Here is an 18026-nt window from a genome sequence, read left to right on the forward strand (position 1 = left end):
GATGACAGTTTTCTCTGTGAACACCTCTGTTCGTTTTTACTTAAAAATATAAATTAATGTGCTAATGCTGCCCCTGCAAAGTTAATTGCACCATCCGGAGCTACGCTTACACCAGAAAGATATGTTTTGTTGGCAAAGATGTTCTGGTCGTTCCCAAGGAATAACCAAGGCGCATCATTCCAAAGAATTGTTTGTACTTTTGCATAAATAGGCTTTAATTCTGCCGGATCTGCTGATGCAATACCCTGATCCAGTAAATCATCCACTTCTGCATTGTTGTAATAAGCTGTATTTGCACTGGTAGGAGGACACATGGAACTGTAGAATAAAGCACGCATTGCACCATCAGCATCACATGTGGATGGTGACCAGTTTACATACCACATATTAATTTTAGCGTCTTCTAACGGCACATAAATTTTATCCGATACGGTTGCAGGTTCCATTGGAACTACTTCTACCTTGATACCGATTTGTTCTAACTGTTGTTTTACAAAGGTCATACCTTTTACTTCCTGAGTCGAATTATCCCCCCACAGGGTTAAGTTAAATCCATCCGGGTAACCTGCCTCGGCTAATAAAGATTTTGCTTTATCCAGGTTATAGTCATATGCCGGCTGTTCACTGTAATAGGATATGGAAGGAGCCATAACAGAGGTAGCTGGTGCACCGTAACCGGCATACATAAGCTGTACATAGGCATTGCGGTCAATGGCATAATTCATGGCCTGGCGGACTCTGACATCCTTTAATTCCTTTAAATTGGTATTTAAGGTCACATATCTCATAATGGTGGAGGTAGTAGCATTCACTGTTATATCTCCGGTACCTTCTGCTGCCGATATCTGGTCTGAGGGCATAGGATAAATAAAATCTGCTTCACCGGTTTGGAGCATAGCCGTACGGGAACCGGCTTCCGGTACTTCCTTAATGGTTACAGAATCTACTCCTGGCTTGGTTCCCCAGTAATTCGGGTTAACCGTTGCACTCATATGATCCCCTTCTACCCATTCTTTAAAAACATAAGGACCGGTTCCAACTGGATTGGTGATTAAACCTTCATTCCCGTATTTTTCAATGGCTGCAGGGCTAATCATGGCAACCAGGGTCAGCTTATTGATAAAGGGACTATAAGGTGCTGCCAGCTTAAATACTACGGTATTATCATCTGGTGTTTCAATACTTTCAATACGTTGTGTCTCCTGATCACCATTCTTTACAACAAAGCGGCCCCTTATCATAAGATTGTTGTCCTTATTTAAGATACGGTCAAAGTTCGCTTTTACAGCTGCCGCATTAAAGTCTGTTCCATCCTGGAATTTGATTCCTTTTCTTAAATGAAACGTATAGGTAAGGGAATCTTCAGAAATTTCATAGTTCTCTGCTAACTGTCCAACGATTTTCATATCAGAATCAAACATAACCAGGTTTTCATACATGGCACGGGTTGCTGATATAGACAGTGTGTCACTTAAGTTATGAGGGTCTAAGGAACTGATGCTTGTTTCCACCGCAATCACTAAGTCATTATCCGGTGCAACACCTTGTTTTGTTCCGGTAACTAATTCGGTTGTATCTTGTGTCCCAGCTGCTTCTTTGGTGGCAGTACTTCCCTCTCCCGTAGTCTTTACCTCTGAACTCCCCTGGGTAGAAGTACTCTTGCTGCATCCTGCCAGAGCCAGGACCATTGTAAATGCAAGGAACAGTGCCAAGATTTTTTTCATGTTTTTCATAAATTTTCTCCTTTTCCTTTTGATAAATAGTTGTAAAAGATACTTATTTTTGGGCACAAAAAAAAGTACTCTTTATCGTCAGCGTCTTCGCATCGTGCATTAGTTTGTTTGCCCTCTGTTTTATTTGCGTTAATAAAAAATACTTTTCTTTAAGTTGAATACAGTCTACCAAATTACATTCTTGTTGTCAATTGTTATTTATTGATTTGTTAATTATTTATTATTGTTTTAGTCGCATTTTGTTTTTTTACATCTTATTTAAGCTATTATTCTTTATCGTATCTTATTGTTTATCATTTTCATTTTGAATTTTTCTACTGTATAGCGTTGTTTTGCTGCATTTTTCTAATAGATTGCCTTATCTGTCACATGCATATCCAATGTATTATATTTTCTATTGCATTATATTTTTGTTGCACTGCATTTTTCTATTGTACTGTATTTTCTATATGTATTGTTTTCTATAGCACTGCATTTTCTATAGCATTGCTTTCTCTATTTCATTGCTTTCTCTATTTCACTGATTTCTCTATTTCACTGCTTTCTCTATTTCACTGCTTTCTCTATTTCACCGCTTTTTCTATTTCACTGCTTTCTCTATTTCACTGCTTTCTCTATTTCACCGCTTTCTCTATTTCACCGCTTTCTCTATTTCACCGCTTTATCTATTTCACTGCTTTCTCTATTTCACTGCTTTCTCTATTGCACTGCTTTCTCTATTGCACTGCATTTTCTACTGCACCGCATTATTCTTCTACCTATATATGGAATCTTGGCATACAAGGCTGATTTTAAGCATATTTTATCTATATAAAAGTGTGAAATGGGTTTTTTTATTCTAGGCTCTGACCGAATACGGGCAGGGTTTGGTCTTTGGAGGAAGGCAGAGGTGTCAAAATGAACAAGCTCCTGAAAATAATATCAGGCTTAATCGTATTTCTCCTGGTGTTTTGTTTTATTGTCTACAGCCAAAATATATCATCAGAGAGAGCTCAGACCACATGGCAGGATACTGCTGTAACGGCAGCGGACTCCTCTGCTCCCACAAAGAAATATACCATTGGCTGGTCTGTCTATAACAGTTCCTATGAATTCTTCCGCTCCATGCAAGAAGGAGTTCTTGAGAGAGCCGCAGAACTGGGAATAAACGTTATCACTCATAATCAGAACAGCAGCACCGTAGAAATGATAACCGGAGTCACAAGTCTGATCAATCAGGGTATTGATGTATTAATGATATCGCCCTTTAATCCGGATGCCATGCCTGTAATTTCCGATATGGCAAAGAAAGCCGGAATTCCGGTGGTTGTAGTTGATATCGGTACCGGTGGAGCAGACGTTGACGCTTTTATCATAACAGATTCCTTTGCCGGCGGTTCCTTAGCTGGGGAATATGCCCTGGAACTAATCCGGAAACATTCTATCACCAGCAAAAATGCAGCAATCATAAAAGTAGAAGAAACAGCAGTCCACGCCAGACGGCGGGGCGAGGGTTTTAAGGATATCCTGACACAGAGCGGTTACAATATAGTTGCAGAAATTACCGCTAATTCAGATCAATACCAAGGGTATGAAGCCATGAAAGAAATCCTGTCCACCTATGCCGATGATTTGGCAGTAGTATTTGCAGAAAATGATAGAATGGCTTTAGGCGCGGCTCAGGCTATCGATGAGGCCGGCAAGAAAGGACAGATCATGGTCATCGGTTTCGATGGTGATCCTGCAGCTATTGATGCAATCAAAAATGGTCTGATGCAGGGAACAATAGCACAGCAGCCCTTTGAAATGGGAGCCCTTGGGGTAAATGTGGCGAATTCTCTGCTAAAGGGAGAACGGGTAATTTATGATGATGTGGAAAAGAAAGAATTGTTTGTCGAAATTTATTTGATTGATGAGACAGGCATGCCAAGGCGATATACGGATAACAATTAAGAGAGAACATGGTTTAATTGTCTATAGCTAAACCATATTCTCTCCTACTTGTACCTATTGTTACCGATTCTTACTTAATATCGTTAAAAATTTTTGTTGCATCCTCACTGCTTGTTTCAAGTAAAAAACGTCCATTTGTAGGCCAGTCTTTTATGATTTCAAAATCTTTTTCTGCCTTTTCAAGGTCTTTTACGGATTTGTAAGAGTAAATCTTGACAACCTTATCATCCATCTTAAAGATAACTCCGTCAGAAGCACCAATCATTGAAAATAATGGTCTTTCTTCTTTATCAACTGCTATATCCTGATCGGTGTAGGCTTTGATAAAATCATCTAAAGTCCGGCTGTCTTTTTTGCCTCCGCTGCAGCCTAATAAGGAAACGGATACTACGAGTAAAACTACTGCTAACATAACATTCTTTTTCATTTGTTATCCCCTTTCTACAAGAGGATATTATATAGTTATTTTTTGGAAAATTCTATAATATTTTGCAATTTTAACCAATTTATCAGCTGATTTTAATTTATGAAAGCTGAACCTTAGTAGTCTCATCTTTATAAATTAATCAAGCATCTTCATATAATGAAAATTTATTATATCCCTCAGCATATACTAATTCCGTTTTTTTCGACCATCCGATTGATAATTCAGAGAATAATTTTTTTTCTTCGGCAGCTCTATGTACAATATCGTTAATATCTTTAATCGTAACTAACGGAACACCTTCCATCTCATATACTTCCTTATCCTTCTCATGAATGTCACGTATCTCAAAGGAAGATTGAAAAGCTAGATTGGAGGTCAAAACAAACTTTCTCGTATCTTCAAGAGAACAGTTAATTTTATCTATATTTTTATTTTTAAATTCAATAATGTTATCATACATATCACGAAAGGCATCACTTTCTATCTGAACGCTTTCGTAGTTTTCTTCGTCCTCATAATTACGAAAAGTTACGTTACCATCGTAATCCCAGCAGCCTATCCCCTTTGAACCTTCAACTCTTATATAAGGAATTTCTGTATCTTTTGAACATAGCGTTGTTACAAATAAAATTTCAACTTCATTTTCCGTTTTTATTCGGACACAGGAGGTATCCTCTGCTTCAATTAGATTAGCATGATATAACTCCCCCTGAACCCACTTCGGGCTGCTTCCGTTCTCCTTGATATCAGCGAGGATAAGGCAATTATTCAAAGCATGGGCAAACGGATTGTTTACAGTACCATCTAATACATAATTTCCTTGCAGCATAAGCTTACCAGCCCATGGTGTTCTGCTAAAATATCCAGTGTCTCTGGTCCAGATCCCTTGAGCACAGATAAACTGAACTTCACCAATTTCCCCCTGCATTATCTTATCTTTAAAATATACAAAACTTTGTTCAGAGGTATGCTGAAAGCCTACGGCGCAAAACCTCTTTGTTTCTTTTTTTACTTTTATCATTTCGTCCAGATCCTGAATGGTAACTGCCGGCGGTTTTTCCAACAGCACATCATATCCTGCCTTCATAACTTTGCAGCACATGTCCCTATGAAGGGGTATGGGAGTGCTTATTATAACTAAATCCATGTTCTCTCCTGAATACAGAAAATCATCCAGTTCTTCGTACCTATGGGTAGATAGAAACCCAAGTTTATCTAGATTTTCACTATATCTGGCAAGATATTTATCACAAACTGCCACAAGTTCTACTTTCCCTTGTTCTGTCAGTGCTTTTATCATTTTCAAATGTACTTCCCCAATGCCCCCGATTCCAATTAGGCCAAATCTCAGACTTTTCACGATATATCACCTCTCACGATTTATTAATTTTTTGGTAATTGCGAAACTCTACTATTGTATCTAAAACAATGCAATTAATACAATTTCAGAGCCAAGTCTTGCCCAGAGAGCAACTGAAGCTATGAAATTTGTATTAATTGTAGCGTATATTTAGAAAACTAAATAGTATCGCAATTACCAATTTAATATTTTTTTTATATAGGCAGATGATTTAAGAAAATTAGGATATAAAGGGCTCATGTGAGTCTCAATGGTAATGCATCCGTTATAACCATCCTGTTCTAAATCCTTAAGCTGTGACTCATAATCAATTTCTCCTTCACCTGCTGGTACGCAGATTACTCCACCGTCAGTAGAAAGCATATCTTTAACATGTACATTTGCTATATAGTCCTTTAGGAGTTCGTAGCCTTTTTTGTAATCTTTTTCTCCACTGTTATACAGATTACCCAAATCCCAGTTCAGCTTAAGATTCCTGCAAGAAATGCTCTTTAGAATATTACTGCAATTTTCACTTGTATCAGCCCACCAGCCCGGCTCATTTTCAATCAGTATTTCCATTCCCCTTTTCTTAGCCTTATATGCCGCTTCTCCTATTTCGTTTACCACCTGCTGATAATCTTCTAAACGATCTTTCTCCGATCTCTGAATACCAAATATTATTATTCTATTTATTCCTAATTCTTCTGCAAAATCTAGTGAAGCTGTTAAAAGCTTATCTTTATGATAGTTAAATTCTTCTGACCCCAATGGAACTTTAAAGATTCCCGGTGATATAGCTGAGAAGGTAACTCCTTGTTCCTTTTTGCAATTCTTTAATCTTCGAATCATATCATCATCAAAATCAGGCACTCTTCTGCCTTCGATTGCTCTTATTTCAAAATTATAGATTCCCTGCTGCTTTGCTGTTTCAAAGATATTCTCCAACGCCATCTGTTCTTGTACTTCGTCGGTTACCGTAGTTAATATCATATGCCATCCCCCTTTACCTTACAATTTCACCGTTTCTAAACTTTTTCCAGACATGTTCAAACCACTCCTCCTCATTAGGGATCGGCTTAACCAGTCTCCAGTTAAATGTGCATTTTCCATTACGGTAGCAGGTTTCCTGTATTAAATCCTTATGTTCATCCACACTTAACCGAAATCTGAAAACCTCCGGGAGTTTATGCAACGGCAGCTCGCCCTGACCATCATATATAATACTGGCGCCTCTGCTGTCACCCCAAGTTTCCATGTAATCTAAGATCGCGCAGCAATACACGTATTGTGTTATCAAAAGATCTCGGTTCCGAAAGGCCTCCGGCAGTTCCTTAACGGATTTGATTATAATATCACTGTCTATATGATCTAGTTCTTCTTTCGCTGTATGTATTATGCCTGCTATTCCTTCTTTGGATCTAATATGTGCACCATATTGAGACATCCGTCTTTGTAATGCCTCCCTTCGTTTCATAACATTGCTCTCTTTGGATGAATTGGTTATCCATTTTTCTGCCAAATGAATTTTATCCTCTAATTGGTCACAGCAAATGGATAGAAACTCCTTTATGGCCGGTGGTTCTTCTTTGTATACTGCCGCTATATATTCTGCTGCCCTGGTACTGCCTACCTGACCTGAATTTAATGCGGTGCCTCCTGGTCTGTATATTCCGTGAGAACCGTTTACTTCCCCTACCGGGAAAAAGTGCGTCACATTACTCTGCCACCAGATATCTCCAGCCAGACCTCCATTATTATGCTGGGCACATATGGCAATCTCTAACATCTCACTTTTTAAATCTATGCCATTGGTTTTGTACAACTCATAGGCTGGTGCATTCATATGCAAAAGCCTGTCTATGGGATTTCCAAAAAGTGCCCCTGAATTGCTTAAATAACCATATGCTTCCTTACACAGACTTGAGAAGTCGAATTCTTTCTCCTTCCACGGATTGGTCCTGTAATCTAAATACACCTTTCTGTTTTTAATTGCTGTCTCATTATATACTAAAATATCAATGATAGAGGAACCATAATTCTTTATCTTCCTTGAATCAAAGGGCCATTGATACCCTTTAAAAAAAACAGCATTCAGCATCTCAGACGGATGTTCAAAATACTCCGTTAAAAATTCCCTGACATCACTTCCATCTGGTTCCATGGATACATATCTAGGCAGAACCTGCTGATAAGTACCGGAAAGATTCCACTTAAATTTTGTTGAAGCTATTCCATATTGGGATTCCGTAAGATTCTTCCCCTTTACACCGACTTCAAAAGCAATTCCACTAGCACCATATTGACTATCAGGATAAACAGAAGTACTATAAATGCCTGCAGGTCCTCCTACTGCGTATACGATATTAGTACAATTAAAAACTACATACCGATTCTGTTTATCTTCCAAATTATTTAAATCCAGCGCTAAAAGTCCGGTTGCTTTATCAGAGACGGTATCTTTAAATACCGCAATGACCTGATACCCGTTAAATACCGTGATGTCCTTATTTCTTATTTGATGTTCCAGACATTCTGTGATCATTTTAGAGGTTAATGGTCCTACAGAACTTCCGCGATTACTCGGGTCATGATCGGTCTTATAACCCACATATTCCCCGTAGACAGTATGAGGAAAAGCCACGCCGATATCTACCAGTTTGTAAAAACATTGTGCTGATAATGCTGCCTCCACCAAAGCGATATCCCCATCCATGGCTCCGCCTAAAAATAGACTTTCAGCCGTAGCGTAGATAGAATCGCTGCTTTTGGCGGTAAGTGAATTCTTAAAGTAGGTTTGCTTATCTGAACCTGTATTTCTTGAGGTTCCTTTGTTCATTCCTTCTGTAACAATAGCTATATCCTTTTGTCCAAAATTATAGAGTCTGTCCGCCGCATTTAAGCCCGCTGCACCGGATCCAACAATCACTGTATTTAAAGAATAGCACCGAATTATAATACCCATAAACTCCGAATAATCCAGTTTCATCATTTTACCCTTTGCATACCGCAAGCCTGCTTACGATACATCCACAATAAAAGGCTGAAAGAACCTTTTATTTGATATCCTTTCTGTAGATTTTTCTGTCCGCCTACCCTTCATGATGCCTCTTCTGGGTCATCTAGGACAAAGGTGTCAGAAGTATTCCAGTATTTCGAATTATAACACCTGCTGAGCTGCTTTTTATTCACACTGCTGCCAGCCTAGGGTAGTATCACTGCTTTTAAGGCTTCTTTGCTTTCCATAGCCTGTAAGGCTTCATTGGCTTCTTCCAGTTTAAATCTATGAGTAATCATTTTGCTAAACGCAGTCTTATTCTTATGTACGATATCCATTGCCTGGTAAGTATGCCGGCTGCTGCTCACCCATACTCCCTGTATTTTTATATTTTTTCTTACTACATCGGTAAAGAAATCTATGGTATCACTACCCACTTGCTGCGCATATCCGGCTGTGAGATAGGTTCCACCCATTCTTACTAATTTAAGGCCTTCCTCTGCCGCACCCTGCATACCCACTGCTTCAACTACCAAGTCTGCACCTCGACCCTGTGTCATATCATATATGATATCACGTCTTTCTTCTATAGAAAGCTCTTTGCGGTTTAGTATATGGGTCGCGCCAAATTCTTTGCATAGCTTAAGACGAGCTTGTGAGCCCCCTATTACAATTATGTTTGCCGCTCCCCTGCTTTTCGCAAAAGCTGCTGCATAAGCACCTAACGGTCCCGGTCCTTGAACCACAACCGTCTGTCCAACTCCTTCATTTATCATATCAAAGCCGTGGGCTATCGTTGCTCCTGAGCAGGCTGCCGATACAAGCACGGAGGGATCAATCTCTTCCTCTATTTTAAAAATATCCGTATTCGCTCTTAATATAATGTATTGGGAATAACACCCGTTCAAATACGGTTCTTCCTCACAGGATAGGTTTATTCCATACACTTTTCTATGGCTGCACAAGGAAGGTTCATTTAGTATTACACACTCATAACAACTGTGGCAGCTCATTCCTCTGTTCCATAAAATCAAATCTCCTGGAGCTATTCTTCTTCCGTCTACATAATTTCTATGACCCTTAAGTTCCGCTACCCTTCCTACGCCTTCGTGTCCTAGTATGATTGGAAGAGGGGTTCTTTTATCTTCACCCCTCCACATATGAACATCAGAACCGCATACGCCGGCCGCTTCTACCTTTACTAAAATCTCACCATCCTTAAGCGGCGGAATTTCAAACTCTTTTAGTTCCAAAGGTGTATTAAAACGTGTTAAAACCATGGCTTTACTCTTCATGTCTGCACCCATTCATATCACAGGTCTGCCTGCAATACTGCCACATAAGAAAAAATGTGAAGGAATCACAACGTGGCACCTTTCTTTTAGATAAAATTCTCTTGCACAGTGTGAAATTGATCTCTATTTCACACTAACCAACATTCTGTCGCGCGCTCCATCACAAATCTTGATGAATTGGGAAGCTTCACTTGACAGCCTTTCAATTTATACTGCTTGCGATACTGCTTAAATAGAATGATAATAAATGCAATGCATTTGTCAATCTATCTCTTAAAGCATAAATGATCTTCCGGCAGATGATTTACTGCCACCAATCTGGGTGTTATATACCTCCCATAAATCTTTTATATATGTTCCGCTATTCTATCCGAATTCAGGTTTACTTCTCCGGTGATACCCTGCTTATATATGGGCAGATATATCTCACTGTCCTTTATTACACACCCGGCTTTACCCCCGGTACGCATTATTTCAGTGCATTTACTGCAGCATATACAGCATTTACTTCTCTCTAACCTGCCCGTTTCTAAGATATCTTTTGCAAACTCCGGATAAGCAAATGCTTGCCTTCCAAATCCGGCAATTTTAAACCAGCCTTCCTTGATTCCGCCTGCAGCCACATAAGGTGATAAATCTTTAAGCCAGCTAAGACCTGTTGCTACTATGGCAACTTCCGGTACGCTCTCCTGAAGTGTTTTTACTACATTTAACATAAGTACTGTGTTAAACAGGGGAGTCGTTAAGGGATTATAAGGTCCCAAATCATAGGGTCTGCCTATGTGAGGGTTATAATAAGGATTACCACAGCTTATATTGATAAGCTTTATCCCTCTGTCCCGAAGCATTTTTATTAACCTGACAGGTTCATAAAGATCCGGCTTACGAAAATCCTGTTTATCTACTCCAAATCCATATGGGTATGGTATGGCATCATAAGCATTCATTCTCAGGGTTACGTCAAGTTCCTCTCCTACCGCACTCTTTATTTTATCAACAATGTGAATCAAAAACCTGGTCCTGTTTTCAAAGCTGCCGCCATACTTACCGCTCCTTAAATGAGCTGATAACAGCTCTGAATTTAAGTACCTGTGACAGCTTTTTATATCTACTGCATCGATGCCAGTTTCTTTTGCTAAAATAGCTGCTTTTACATAGCTATCCTCAAGAGCTTCCAATTCTCCATCTGTAATTGTTTTATAATCCTTAGGTAGAAATGGATCCAGGTATTCATTTTCTGCCGCTATAATAGGTTCCGGTTTATCCTTAGGCTTACTATACCTACCAGAATGAGTTAGCTGCATTACCGTATAGGGTATATTTTCTTCTCCATAGTTGTCCTTGGCCGTTTGCTTAATCCTGGTTACAAGCTTTTTAAAATCTTCCTTCGTATCTTCATTTATAAAAAGTTGTCTGGAATTCGCTCTTCCTTCATTGACCACTGCCGTAGCCTCCAGCCATAAAAGTCCGGCTCCGCTTTTAGCGAACCGATCATATCTCCTGATGGTAAGCTCATCCGGTTTTCCATCTTTTGTTCCGTCACAGCCCTCCATGGGATGAATCCCAATCCTGTTTGGTATGGTTTTATCACCTATATTTACCGGATTTCTCAGTACTTTGATATCTTCAGAAATAGGAAGATATAAGTTATTCTTTACAAGTTCCTCTTTCAGCCTTTCAATAGAATCCAGTTTTACAATTTTTTTATCCATAAATTAATCCCCTTCTCATGATCAGCTCACGATCTGTAATCTCTGCCTCTTGTGTGCTAACTTTAAGTTTGCACCTCTGTACCATCTATACATCTGCTTATTTATCTGCTTAGTATGAAGTTTATTTAAGATTTATTTATCTGCTTAGTATGAATTATAAAGCAATATATAGATTATTTCCGTACGGATTTTGCTTTTGTATCTTGATTTTCTACATATATTGCTGTATTATTATGGACAAGGTTATAGGCAAAGTTATAGGTTATAGGCAAAGTTATAGACAAACTTATAGGTAGGGTTATGGGATAGGTCGGGATAGCTTAGGCATAGATAGATCTATGGTAAATGGAAGATATGGTTAACAGACTTTATAGTATCACGGATACCATTAAGTTAATTAAGATGCAATAAAAAATGGGATGTTATAAATTCAGGTGTAATATATATTTCGATGTAATATAAATTGGGATATAATAAATTCAGATGTAATATAAATTGAGACACGACGCATATATGATATCAGAGTAGAAACTGATATAGTCGCGTAAATGCAATGCATGCAACTGACAACCAACTAAACTTTATATGACAGGGTGATTTTTTGAATATTAAATTAAATGATAATCTACCTAAAAATGAAAATTTTATAATTGAATATCTAAAAGAAAGTGATAAGCCTGTTGCATACCCAACGCATTTCCATGAATACTTAGAGCTCTACTATCAGCTCTCCGGAGAAAGAAACTTTTTTATTGAAGATAAGATATATAATATAAAAAAAGGAGATTTAGTACTAATTAACTCTTATAATATCCACCGCACCACGAATGCTTCAAATGCAATATACAGCAGGATATCTATCAGTTTTAGAGAAAATTTTCTGGAAGGCTTTCTTACTGGTATGAAAGATATTTCTCCTTTTTCTTGTTTTAGCACAGCTCCGACCGTATTATCACTTTCCTTTAATGACAGAACTGAACTTGAAAATCTGATGTTTAAAATACTTGCAGAAACTACTTCTTTGGCTTTAGGGCATGAATCAAGGATAAAGCTTCTGCTATTGGATATCCTCATTTTCTTAACCAGACTCACAACCCTGAATGTAAATAAAAAGAATAAAAGTCTAAATCCTCTGCATAAAAAAATATCAGAAGCTGCTCAATATATTAACAGTAATTATACCAATCAGCTTTCCTTAAAATCGATTGCCGGTATGTTTCATATCAGCCCTTATTATTTCTGCAGAATATTTAAAGAAGTAACCGGCTTTACCTATATTGAATATGTTAACACAATCAGAATCAAACAAGCACAGCTGCTGCTTAGAGAAAGCTCTTTAAATATTACCGAAATATCAGAAAAGGCAGGTTTTGAGAGCATCACCCATTTTGGCAGAGTGTTCAAACATATCGTTGGTACTTCTCCGCTTAAATACAGAAAAGAAATCAGAAGAGACATTCATTAACCGCCTGTGCCCAATACGTTTCAGGGATATCTGGCCATATGCAGTCACCGGTTTCTTTTCTGCATAGTTCCATAGCCCTTGATAATATTGTGCCATGAGACGTATTACCATTTAGCAGGGTATATTCTGATATCATACTCCAGTAAGGCGCATATTCATCTAACTTAGCCTCATGAAGCTCTTTGATTACTCTATCTATGTCATAAGAGAGACTGATAAACTCCTCTGACCATATCCCGTTTTTCCCATGTAAAATTAAGAATTGTGTCATACCTTTACTAAGCATAGGCATTCCAACTGACCCAGGATTAAGAACACATTTCCCGTTATATACAAACTTGCTTTGTACATGGGTGTGACCACATAAGATAATGGGAGTTTTAACGCGGTCCATAATCTTAATTGTCCTGTCATCCCCTGGCAGCATTTTTTCCGAAACTTGATAGGGCGAACCATGACACATTGTAATTGCTGGCAGCTCACCGGCTGATAACTCCGCAGCAGATTGCAGCTTTGCAAAAAAACTTATATCTTTGTCACTTAAAAGATTGTATGCATAGAGCAGGGCACCTGTAGTTGAATCTTTGTATTTCCAGGCTTTTTCTCCTCCGGCACGGCTATTAAGCCAGTATTCTTCTTTATTACCCTTGATGAAATAACAGTTGTATTTCTCATCTAATTCATACAATATCTTCATGGTTCTTTCCGGATATGCTAATTCACCAATATAATCCCCCAAGAAAATAAAGGTATCGATACCGTGTATATGTGTATAATCCAGGCAACGCTCTAAAGCAACATAATTGCTATGTATATCTGACATAATGGCAATATCCATAATTTTTACTCCACATAAATTTTTAGTCTATATTCCAAATCTTGATTTTTAGTCTATATTCCAAATCTTGATTTACTCTCCATCATAATAGCTGGTCTTGTCATCATTTCTAAAGACTGTATTAGATTGATTTCGAATAAAAATTCCGGTCTTATCCGAATCCGGATATCTAATAATATCCGGTGAATTTGTTGTATCAAAATCTATATATTTTAAAGGCTCTGTCTGTGAATTATTCATAATTTTATGGGCTCCGTATTCTGAGGGAGGGCATACAATAATATCCCCTGGTTTAATAACTCTTTCCCCATTTGGCGTTCTTAAGATTCCCTGCCCGCTTATGATATAAAATACTTCTGTATTGTTTGTATGATAATGGTATGGATAATTTGATTTCATGGGAGGTATTTCATAAACAGCAACGTAACATTGACTGAACTCACCCTGTGTCGTAACTTCGTATTTTGTATACTCATAAGGTTCGTGCTCTGATTTATGTTTTCCAATCAAACTGCTTTCATTCCTAATTAAGATATCATCTTTCATAAACACCCTCCATATTTTAGTATCTTCTATAACTACCCTCTTTAAATCTTACTACACATTCTTTGATTATGTATTACAACTAACTATATATTACATCATATTTTATTGGTTTTCCACACCTGTTTTATAAACAGTAGCCAATTAGCAATTCCTACATGAACTATATTGTTTTAACTAATTAGTTTTAAATTAATCTATACAAGCTGTAATTATATGGTATAATATATATAAATTTACATTGGGGTGATATTATGAAACGATACAAAAAGATGTTTTTATTAATGATATCCTTATTATTATTATTTTCTAATGTCAATGCAGCTGATGCAGCAAAGATATCCAGTTATTCGTTGATGCCTAAGGAGACTATTACAATTACAGTCGATACTCAGAAGTCCGTTACCTGGAAAAGCAGTAATAAGAAAATTGCAACTGTGGATAAGCGAGGAAATATTAAAGCTATATCTTTAGGGGAAACAACAATTACCGCAAAATATGGAAAAAAAACTCGTAAATTTCATATTAGTGTTAAAAAACCGGCTGTTGCTATCGTAGTTTATACTGATACGCCTGGAGATACGCCAACGAATCCTGAAAATCCTAGTTCTCCGGATACCGATACTTATATCACAAAGACCGCGTATGATAAGCTTAATAACGATATTACATACGATAATGCAGTTGACATTATAGGTATAAATGGATCCATAGTATCCACTTCTTCTGATAATGGCCAGCAAATAGTTACTTATATCTGGTACGGTGAAAATGATTCTTCTGCGACTATTACCTTTCAAGATGATAAATTATCAAGTAAATCTGAAAAGAACCTAAAATAAAAATAAGGGCAAGGTATCTCAAACCTTGCTTTTTTTATTTTAATTCTTGATGACCAAAATTTGATTTGAGAGTCAAAAGCCTCAAAAAACTTAATTAATGAATAACCCGGTATATATATTCATTTTGTCGTAGTCCGACTGACAAGGCTGTTTATGTCCGACTAGAGACTCAGCAAAAAGCTAAGCAGTACAATGCTTTTTGCATCTATGAGGCTCTACTAAGGACATGCCGCAGGAAGGTAAGGTAGACAAAATGAATATATATACCGGGTTATTCATTTTACAATCTAAATTAGGCTTTTGACTCTCAAATCAAATTTACTTCTTTAAAATCAGAAACACTTTTGATGAAAGTTATCCTAATTGTATGATATGTATTAATTGAATTAGTACCGCAGAAAGAAATGCTACTAACAGTCCAATGATAGTGCCCTTTCCTGCACCTATAATATGGTGGCGTGGATTATGATATTCTTGAACCATATCTTCAGTTCCAGGAATCCAAAGCTTTTTGCAATGCATAAAAATACCAATATCCATAATAAATAAATCATAAATATTGACAACAAAGAACAGGAAAAAAACATAAAGAAAGGCTTTTTTAAATGTTGTTGCCCCTGAAAAATATGCAATTACTGCAAGTATTAGAACAAATGCAAATGCTCCCAGAATCTTAATCCAAATATGTCTTGTCTCTTTTTTCTTAATACTATCTTTATATTGCGGCAAAGACTCCGTTCTTTTTCTAATTTCTACTGGAAATGACATTATCTGCCCAACAGGATTTTTAGCCAGTGGTACTAATATTATAATTGAAAATAACCCACATAAAATAATACTCTGAATGATAAATAGCACATCTATTCCTCCTCTTTCTTAAAAGCATAAACTAATATTTGTCTTAAGCCCGTTAGCACTTGCCATCAATTACGAATTATCCGTTACTAAATTATACATCAAAATATACTATTCAGCTACACTTTTTAGCCTTGTTATAAAGGTATGTCTCCTGAGGATGATGCTCCATTCCCATACACTTCATGATTTTGACCCAAAGCAAAAAAAAGAGGACTTCCCAGACCGTCCTACGACTTGAGAAGTCCCCCTATATTAAAGCATATTATTAGAATTTACCTGCGTCAGCCGCTTCCTGAATAGCAACTGCAACTGCAACGGTAGCACCAACCATAGGGTTGTTACCCATACCGATAAGACCCATCATTTCTACGTGAGCAGGAACGGAAGAAGATCCGGCGAATTGTGCGTCGGAGTGCATTCTACCCATAGTATCTGTCATACCGTAGGAAGCAGGACCTGCTGCCATGTTATCAGGATGAAGTGTTCTTCCTGTACCGCCACCGGAGGCTACGGAGAAATACTTCTTGCCTTGTTCTACACATTCTTTTTTGTAAGTACCTGCAACAGGATGCTGGAATCTGGTAGGGTTCGTTGAGTTACCGGTAATGGAAACGTCAACGCCTTCTCTATGCATGATAGCAACACCTTCTGTTACATCGTTGGCTCCATAGCAGTTAACCTTTGCTCTGTCACCGGTGGAGTAGGATTTTCTGAATACTTCCTTAACTTCTCCTGTATAATAATCCATCTGAGTTTCAACGAATGTAAATCCGTTGATTCTGGAAATGATCTGAGCAGCATCTTTACCAAGACCATTTAAGATTACTCTTAATGGTTCTTTTCTTACTTTATTAGCGGATAATGCGATACCAATTGCACCTTCGGCAGCTGCGAAAGATTCGTGACCTGCTAAGAATGCGAAACATTTGGTTTCTTCTTCTAATAACATCTTTCCTAAGTTACCATGTCCTAAACCAACTTTTCTCTGGTCAGCAACAGAACCTGGAATACAAAAAGCCTGAAGACCTTCACCGATTGCAGCAGCGGCATCAGCAGCTTTTCTGCAGTCTTTTTTAATTGCGATAGCAGCACCTACTAAATAAGCCCAGCAAGCATTTTCAAAACAAATATTCTGAATGCCTTTAACTTGATTATATACATCAAGTCCGGCTGACTTTGTAATCTGTTCTGCTTCTTCAATGGAAGCGATTCCATAGCTGTTTAATACTGCATTAATTTTATCTATTCTTCTTTCATATGATTCAAATAAAGCCATTTTATGTATCCTCCTCTATTATTCTTTTCTAGGGTCAATGATCTTAACAGCATCAGCAACACGGCCGTATTGTCCCTTAGATTTCTCATAAGCAGTAGTCGGGTCATCACCCTTTTTGATAAAGTCAGTCATTTTTCCTAAGTTAACATACTGATAACCAATGATTAAGTCTTCTTCATCAAGTGCAAGACCAGTTACATATCCTTCTGCCATTTCAAGATAACGAGGACCTTTCTTTAATGTACCGTACATTGTACCAACCTGGCTTCTTAAGCCTTTTCCTAAATCTTCAAGACCTGCACCGATAGGCAAACCTTCTTCGGAAAAAGCACTTTGTGTTCTACCATAAGCAATCTGTAAGAACAGTTCTCTCATGGCTGTATTAATAGCATCACAAACTAAGTCAGTATTTAAAGCTTCTAAAACGGTTCTTCCTGGGAGGATTTCTGCTGCCATAGCTGCAGAGTGAGTCATACCGGAACATCCGATTGTTTCAACTAAGGCTTCCTGTATAATACCATCTTTTACATTTAAAGTTAATTTACAAGCACCTTGCTGTGGAGCGCACCAGCCAACACCATGTGTTAAACCGGAAATATCCTTTACTTCTTTTGCTTGTACCCATTTTGCTTCTTCCGGGATAGGTGCTGCCCCATGGTTAACGCCCTGCGCAACTGGACACATCATTTCTACTTCATGTGAATAAATCATGTTTAGACTCCTTTCAATGTACATAAATATACTGCTAACAGCGGTATGTTATTATTT

At 37.8% G+C, this 18026-nt stretch carries 15 protein-coding genes; 3 read left to right on the forward strand and 12 right to left on the reverse strand.

Annotated features, from left to right (window positions below; genetic code table 11):
• Window positions 1-53 precede the first annotated feature (53 nt).
• The gene (locus tag QA584_RS20630; RefSeq protein WP_278270992.1) at window positions 54-1733 is read right to left on the reverse strand and encodes a glutathione ABC transporter substrate-binding protein; all 1680 of its coding nucleotides are present in this window, start codon (window positions 1731-1733) and stop codon (window positions 54-56) included.
• 873 nt (window positions 1734-2606) lie between these two features.
• Between QA584_RS20630 and QA584_RS20635 the strand changes: the two genes are divergently transcribed.
• Window positions 2607-3665, forward strand: a complete 1059-nt coding sequence (locus QA584_RS20635; protein ID WP_278270993.1) for a substrate-binding domain-containing protein — start codon at window positions 2607-2609, stop codon at window positions 3663-3665.
• A gap of 70 nt (window positions 3666-3735) precedes the next feature.
• On the opposite strand, the gene QA584_RS20640 is transcribed toward QA584_RS20635, so the two are convergent.
• The 6 genes from QA584_RS20640 to QA584_RS20665 form a co-directional block, all read right to left on the reverse strand.
• Entirely contained in the window at window positions 3736-4092 is a 357-nt protein-coding gene (locus QA584_RS20640) for a hypothetical protein (protein WP_278270994.1), read from the reverse strand.
• Between the two features lie 139 nt (window positions 4093-4231).
• Window positions 4232-5452, reverse strand: a complete 1221-nt coding sequence (locus tag QA584_RS20645) for a Gfo/Idh/MocA family protein (protein ID WP_278270995.1) — start codon at window positions 5450-5452, stop codon at window positions 4232-4234.
• 174 nt (window positions 5453-5626) lie between these two features.
• Window positions 5627-6424, reverse strand: a complete 798-nt coding sequence (locus QA584_RS20650) for a sugar phosphate isomerase/epimerase family protein (protein WP_278270996.1) — start codon at window positions 6422-6424, stop codon at window positions 5627-5629.
• Window positions 6425-6437: 13 nt separating this feature from the next.
• Window positions 6438-8420, reverse strand: coding sequence for an FAD-dependent oxidoreductase (locus tag QA584_RS20655; protein WP_278270997.1), 1983 nt, complete (start codon window positions 8418-8420; stop codon window positions 6438-6440).
• Between the two features lie 215 nt (window positions 8421-8635).
• Window positions 8636-9724 (reverse strand): zinc-binding dehydrogenase, encoded by a 1089-nt coding sequence (locus QA584_RS20660; RefSeq protein WP_278270998.1) that lies wholly within the window; start codon window positions 9722-9724, stop codon window positions 8636-8638.
• 347 nt (window positions 9725-10071) lie between these two features.
• Window positions 10072-11436 (reverse strand): oxidoreductase, encoded by a 1365-nt coding sequence (locus QA584_RS20665; protein ID WP_278270999.1) that lies wholly within the window; start codon window positions 11434-11436, stop codon window positions 10072-10074.
• A gap of 601 nt (window positions 11437-12037) precedes the next feature.
• Between QA584_RS20665 and QA584_RS20670 the strand changes: the two genes are divergently transcribed.
• Window positions 12038-12901 (forward strand): AraC family transcriptional regulator, encoded by an 864-nt coding sequence (locus tag QA584_RS20670; protein ID WP_278271000.1) that lies wholly within the window; start codon window positions 12038-12040, stop codon window positions 12899-12901.
• Here the strand turns inward: QA584_RS20670 and QA584_RS20675 are convergent.
• Both QA584_RS20675 and QA584_RS20680 read right to left on the reverse strand, forming a co-directional pair.
• A complete protein-coding gene (locus tag QA584_RS20675) occupies window positions 12882-13739 on the reverse strand; it encodes a metallophosphoesterase family protein (protein ID WP_278271001.1) in 858 nt (285 codons plus the stop codon). The genes QA584_RS20670 and QA584_RS20675 overlap by 20 nt on opposite strands.
• Window positions 13740-13811: 72 nt before the next feature.
• Complete coding sequence (locus QA584_RS20680) at window positions 13812-14285, reverse strand: cupin domain-containing protein (RefSeq protein WP_278271002.1); 474 nt, start codon at window positions 14283-14285, stop codon at window positions 13812-13814.
• A gap of 251 nt (window positions 14286-14536) precedes the next feature.
• On the opposite strand from QA584_RS20680, the gene QA584_RS20685 reads away from it, so the two are divergent.
• Window positions 14537-15124, forward strand: a complete 588-nt coding sequence (locus tag QA584_RS20685) for an Ig-like domain-containing protein (RefSeq protein WP_278271003.1) — start codon at window positions 14537-14539, stop codon at window positions 15122-15124.
• 354 nt (window positions 15125-15478) lie between these two features.
• On the opposite strand, the gene QA584_RS20690 is transcribed toward QA584_RS20685, so the two are convergent.
• The 3 genes from QA584_RS20690 to QA584_RS20700 form a co-directional block, all read right to left on the reverse strand.
• On the reverse strand, window positions 15479-15982 hold the full coding sequence (locus QA584_RS20690; RefSeq protein ID WP_278271004.1) for a hypothetical protein: 504 nt from the start codon (window positions 15980-15982) through the stop codon (window positions 15479-15481).
• A gap of 265 nt (window positions 15983-16247) precedes the next feature.
• Window positions 16248-17258, reverse strand: a complete 1011-nt coding sequence (locus QA584_RS20695) for a GGGtGRT protein (RefSeq protein WP_278271005.1) — start codon at window positions 17256-17258, stop codon at window positions 16248-16250.
• 18 nt (window positions 17259-17276) lie between these two features.
• Window positions 17277-17969 (reverse strand): iron-sulfur cluster assembly scaffold protein, encoded by a 693-nt coding sequence (locus QA584_RS20700; protein WP_278271006.1) that lies wholly within the window; start codon window positions 17967-17969, stop codon window positions 17277-17279.
• Window positions 17970-18026: the final 57 nt, after the last annotated feature.

Origin of the sequence: Anaerocolumna sp. AGMB13025, from assembly GCF_029689925.1 — a bacterium.
Taxonomy (GTDB): Bacteria; Bacillota; Clostridia; order Lachnospirales; family Lachnospiraceae; genus Anaerocolumna.

Coding starts and splice junctions, on each gene's coding strand:
- QA584_RS20695 (WP_278271005.1), bottom strand. CDS start 17,258: ATGGCTTTATTTGAATCATATGAAAGAAGAATAGATAAAATTAATGCA.
- QA584_RS20655 (WP_278270997.1), bottom strand. CDS start 8,420: ATGAAACTGGATTATTCGGAGTTTATGGGTATTATAATTCGGTGCTAT.
- QA584_RS20650 (WP_278270996.1), bottom strand. CDS start 6,424: ATGATATTAACTACGGTAACCGACGAAGTACAAGAACAGATGGCGTTG.
- QA584_RS20700 (WP_278271006.1), bottom strand. CDS start 17,969: ATGATTTATTCACATGAAGTAGAAATGATGTGTCCAGTTGCGCAGGGC.
- QA584_RS20660 (WP_278270998.1), bottom strand. CDS start 9,724: ATGAAGAGTAAAGCCATGGTTTTAACACGTTTTAATACACCTTTGGAA.
- QA584_RS20675 (WP_278271001.1), bottom strand. CDS start 13,739: ATGGATATTGCCATTATGTCAGATATACATAGCAATTATGTTGCTTTA.
- QA584_RS20630 (WP_278270992.1), bottom strand. CDS start 1,733: ATGAAAAACATGAAAAAAATCTTGGCACTGTTCCTTGCATTTACAATG.
- QA584_RS20665 (WP_278270999.1), bottom strand. CDS start 11,436: ATGGATAAAAAAATTGTAAAACTGGATTCTATTGAAAGGCTGAAAGAG.
- QA584_RS20685 (WP_278271003.1), top strand. CDS start 14,537: ATGAAACGATACAAAAAGATGTTTTTATTAATGATATCCTTATTATTA.
- QA584_RS20680 (WP_278271002.1), bottom strand. CDS start 14,285: ATGAAAGATGATATCTTAATTAGGAATGAAAGCAGTTTGATTGGAAAA.
- QA584_RS20640 (WP_278270994.1), bottom strand. CDS start 4,092: ATGAAAAAGAATGTTATGTTAGCAGTAGTTTTACTCGTAGTATCCGTT.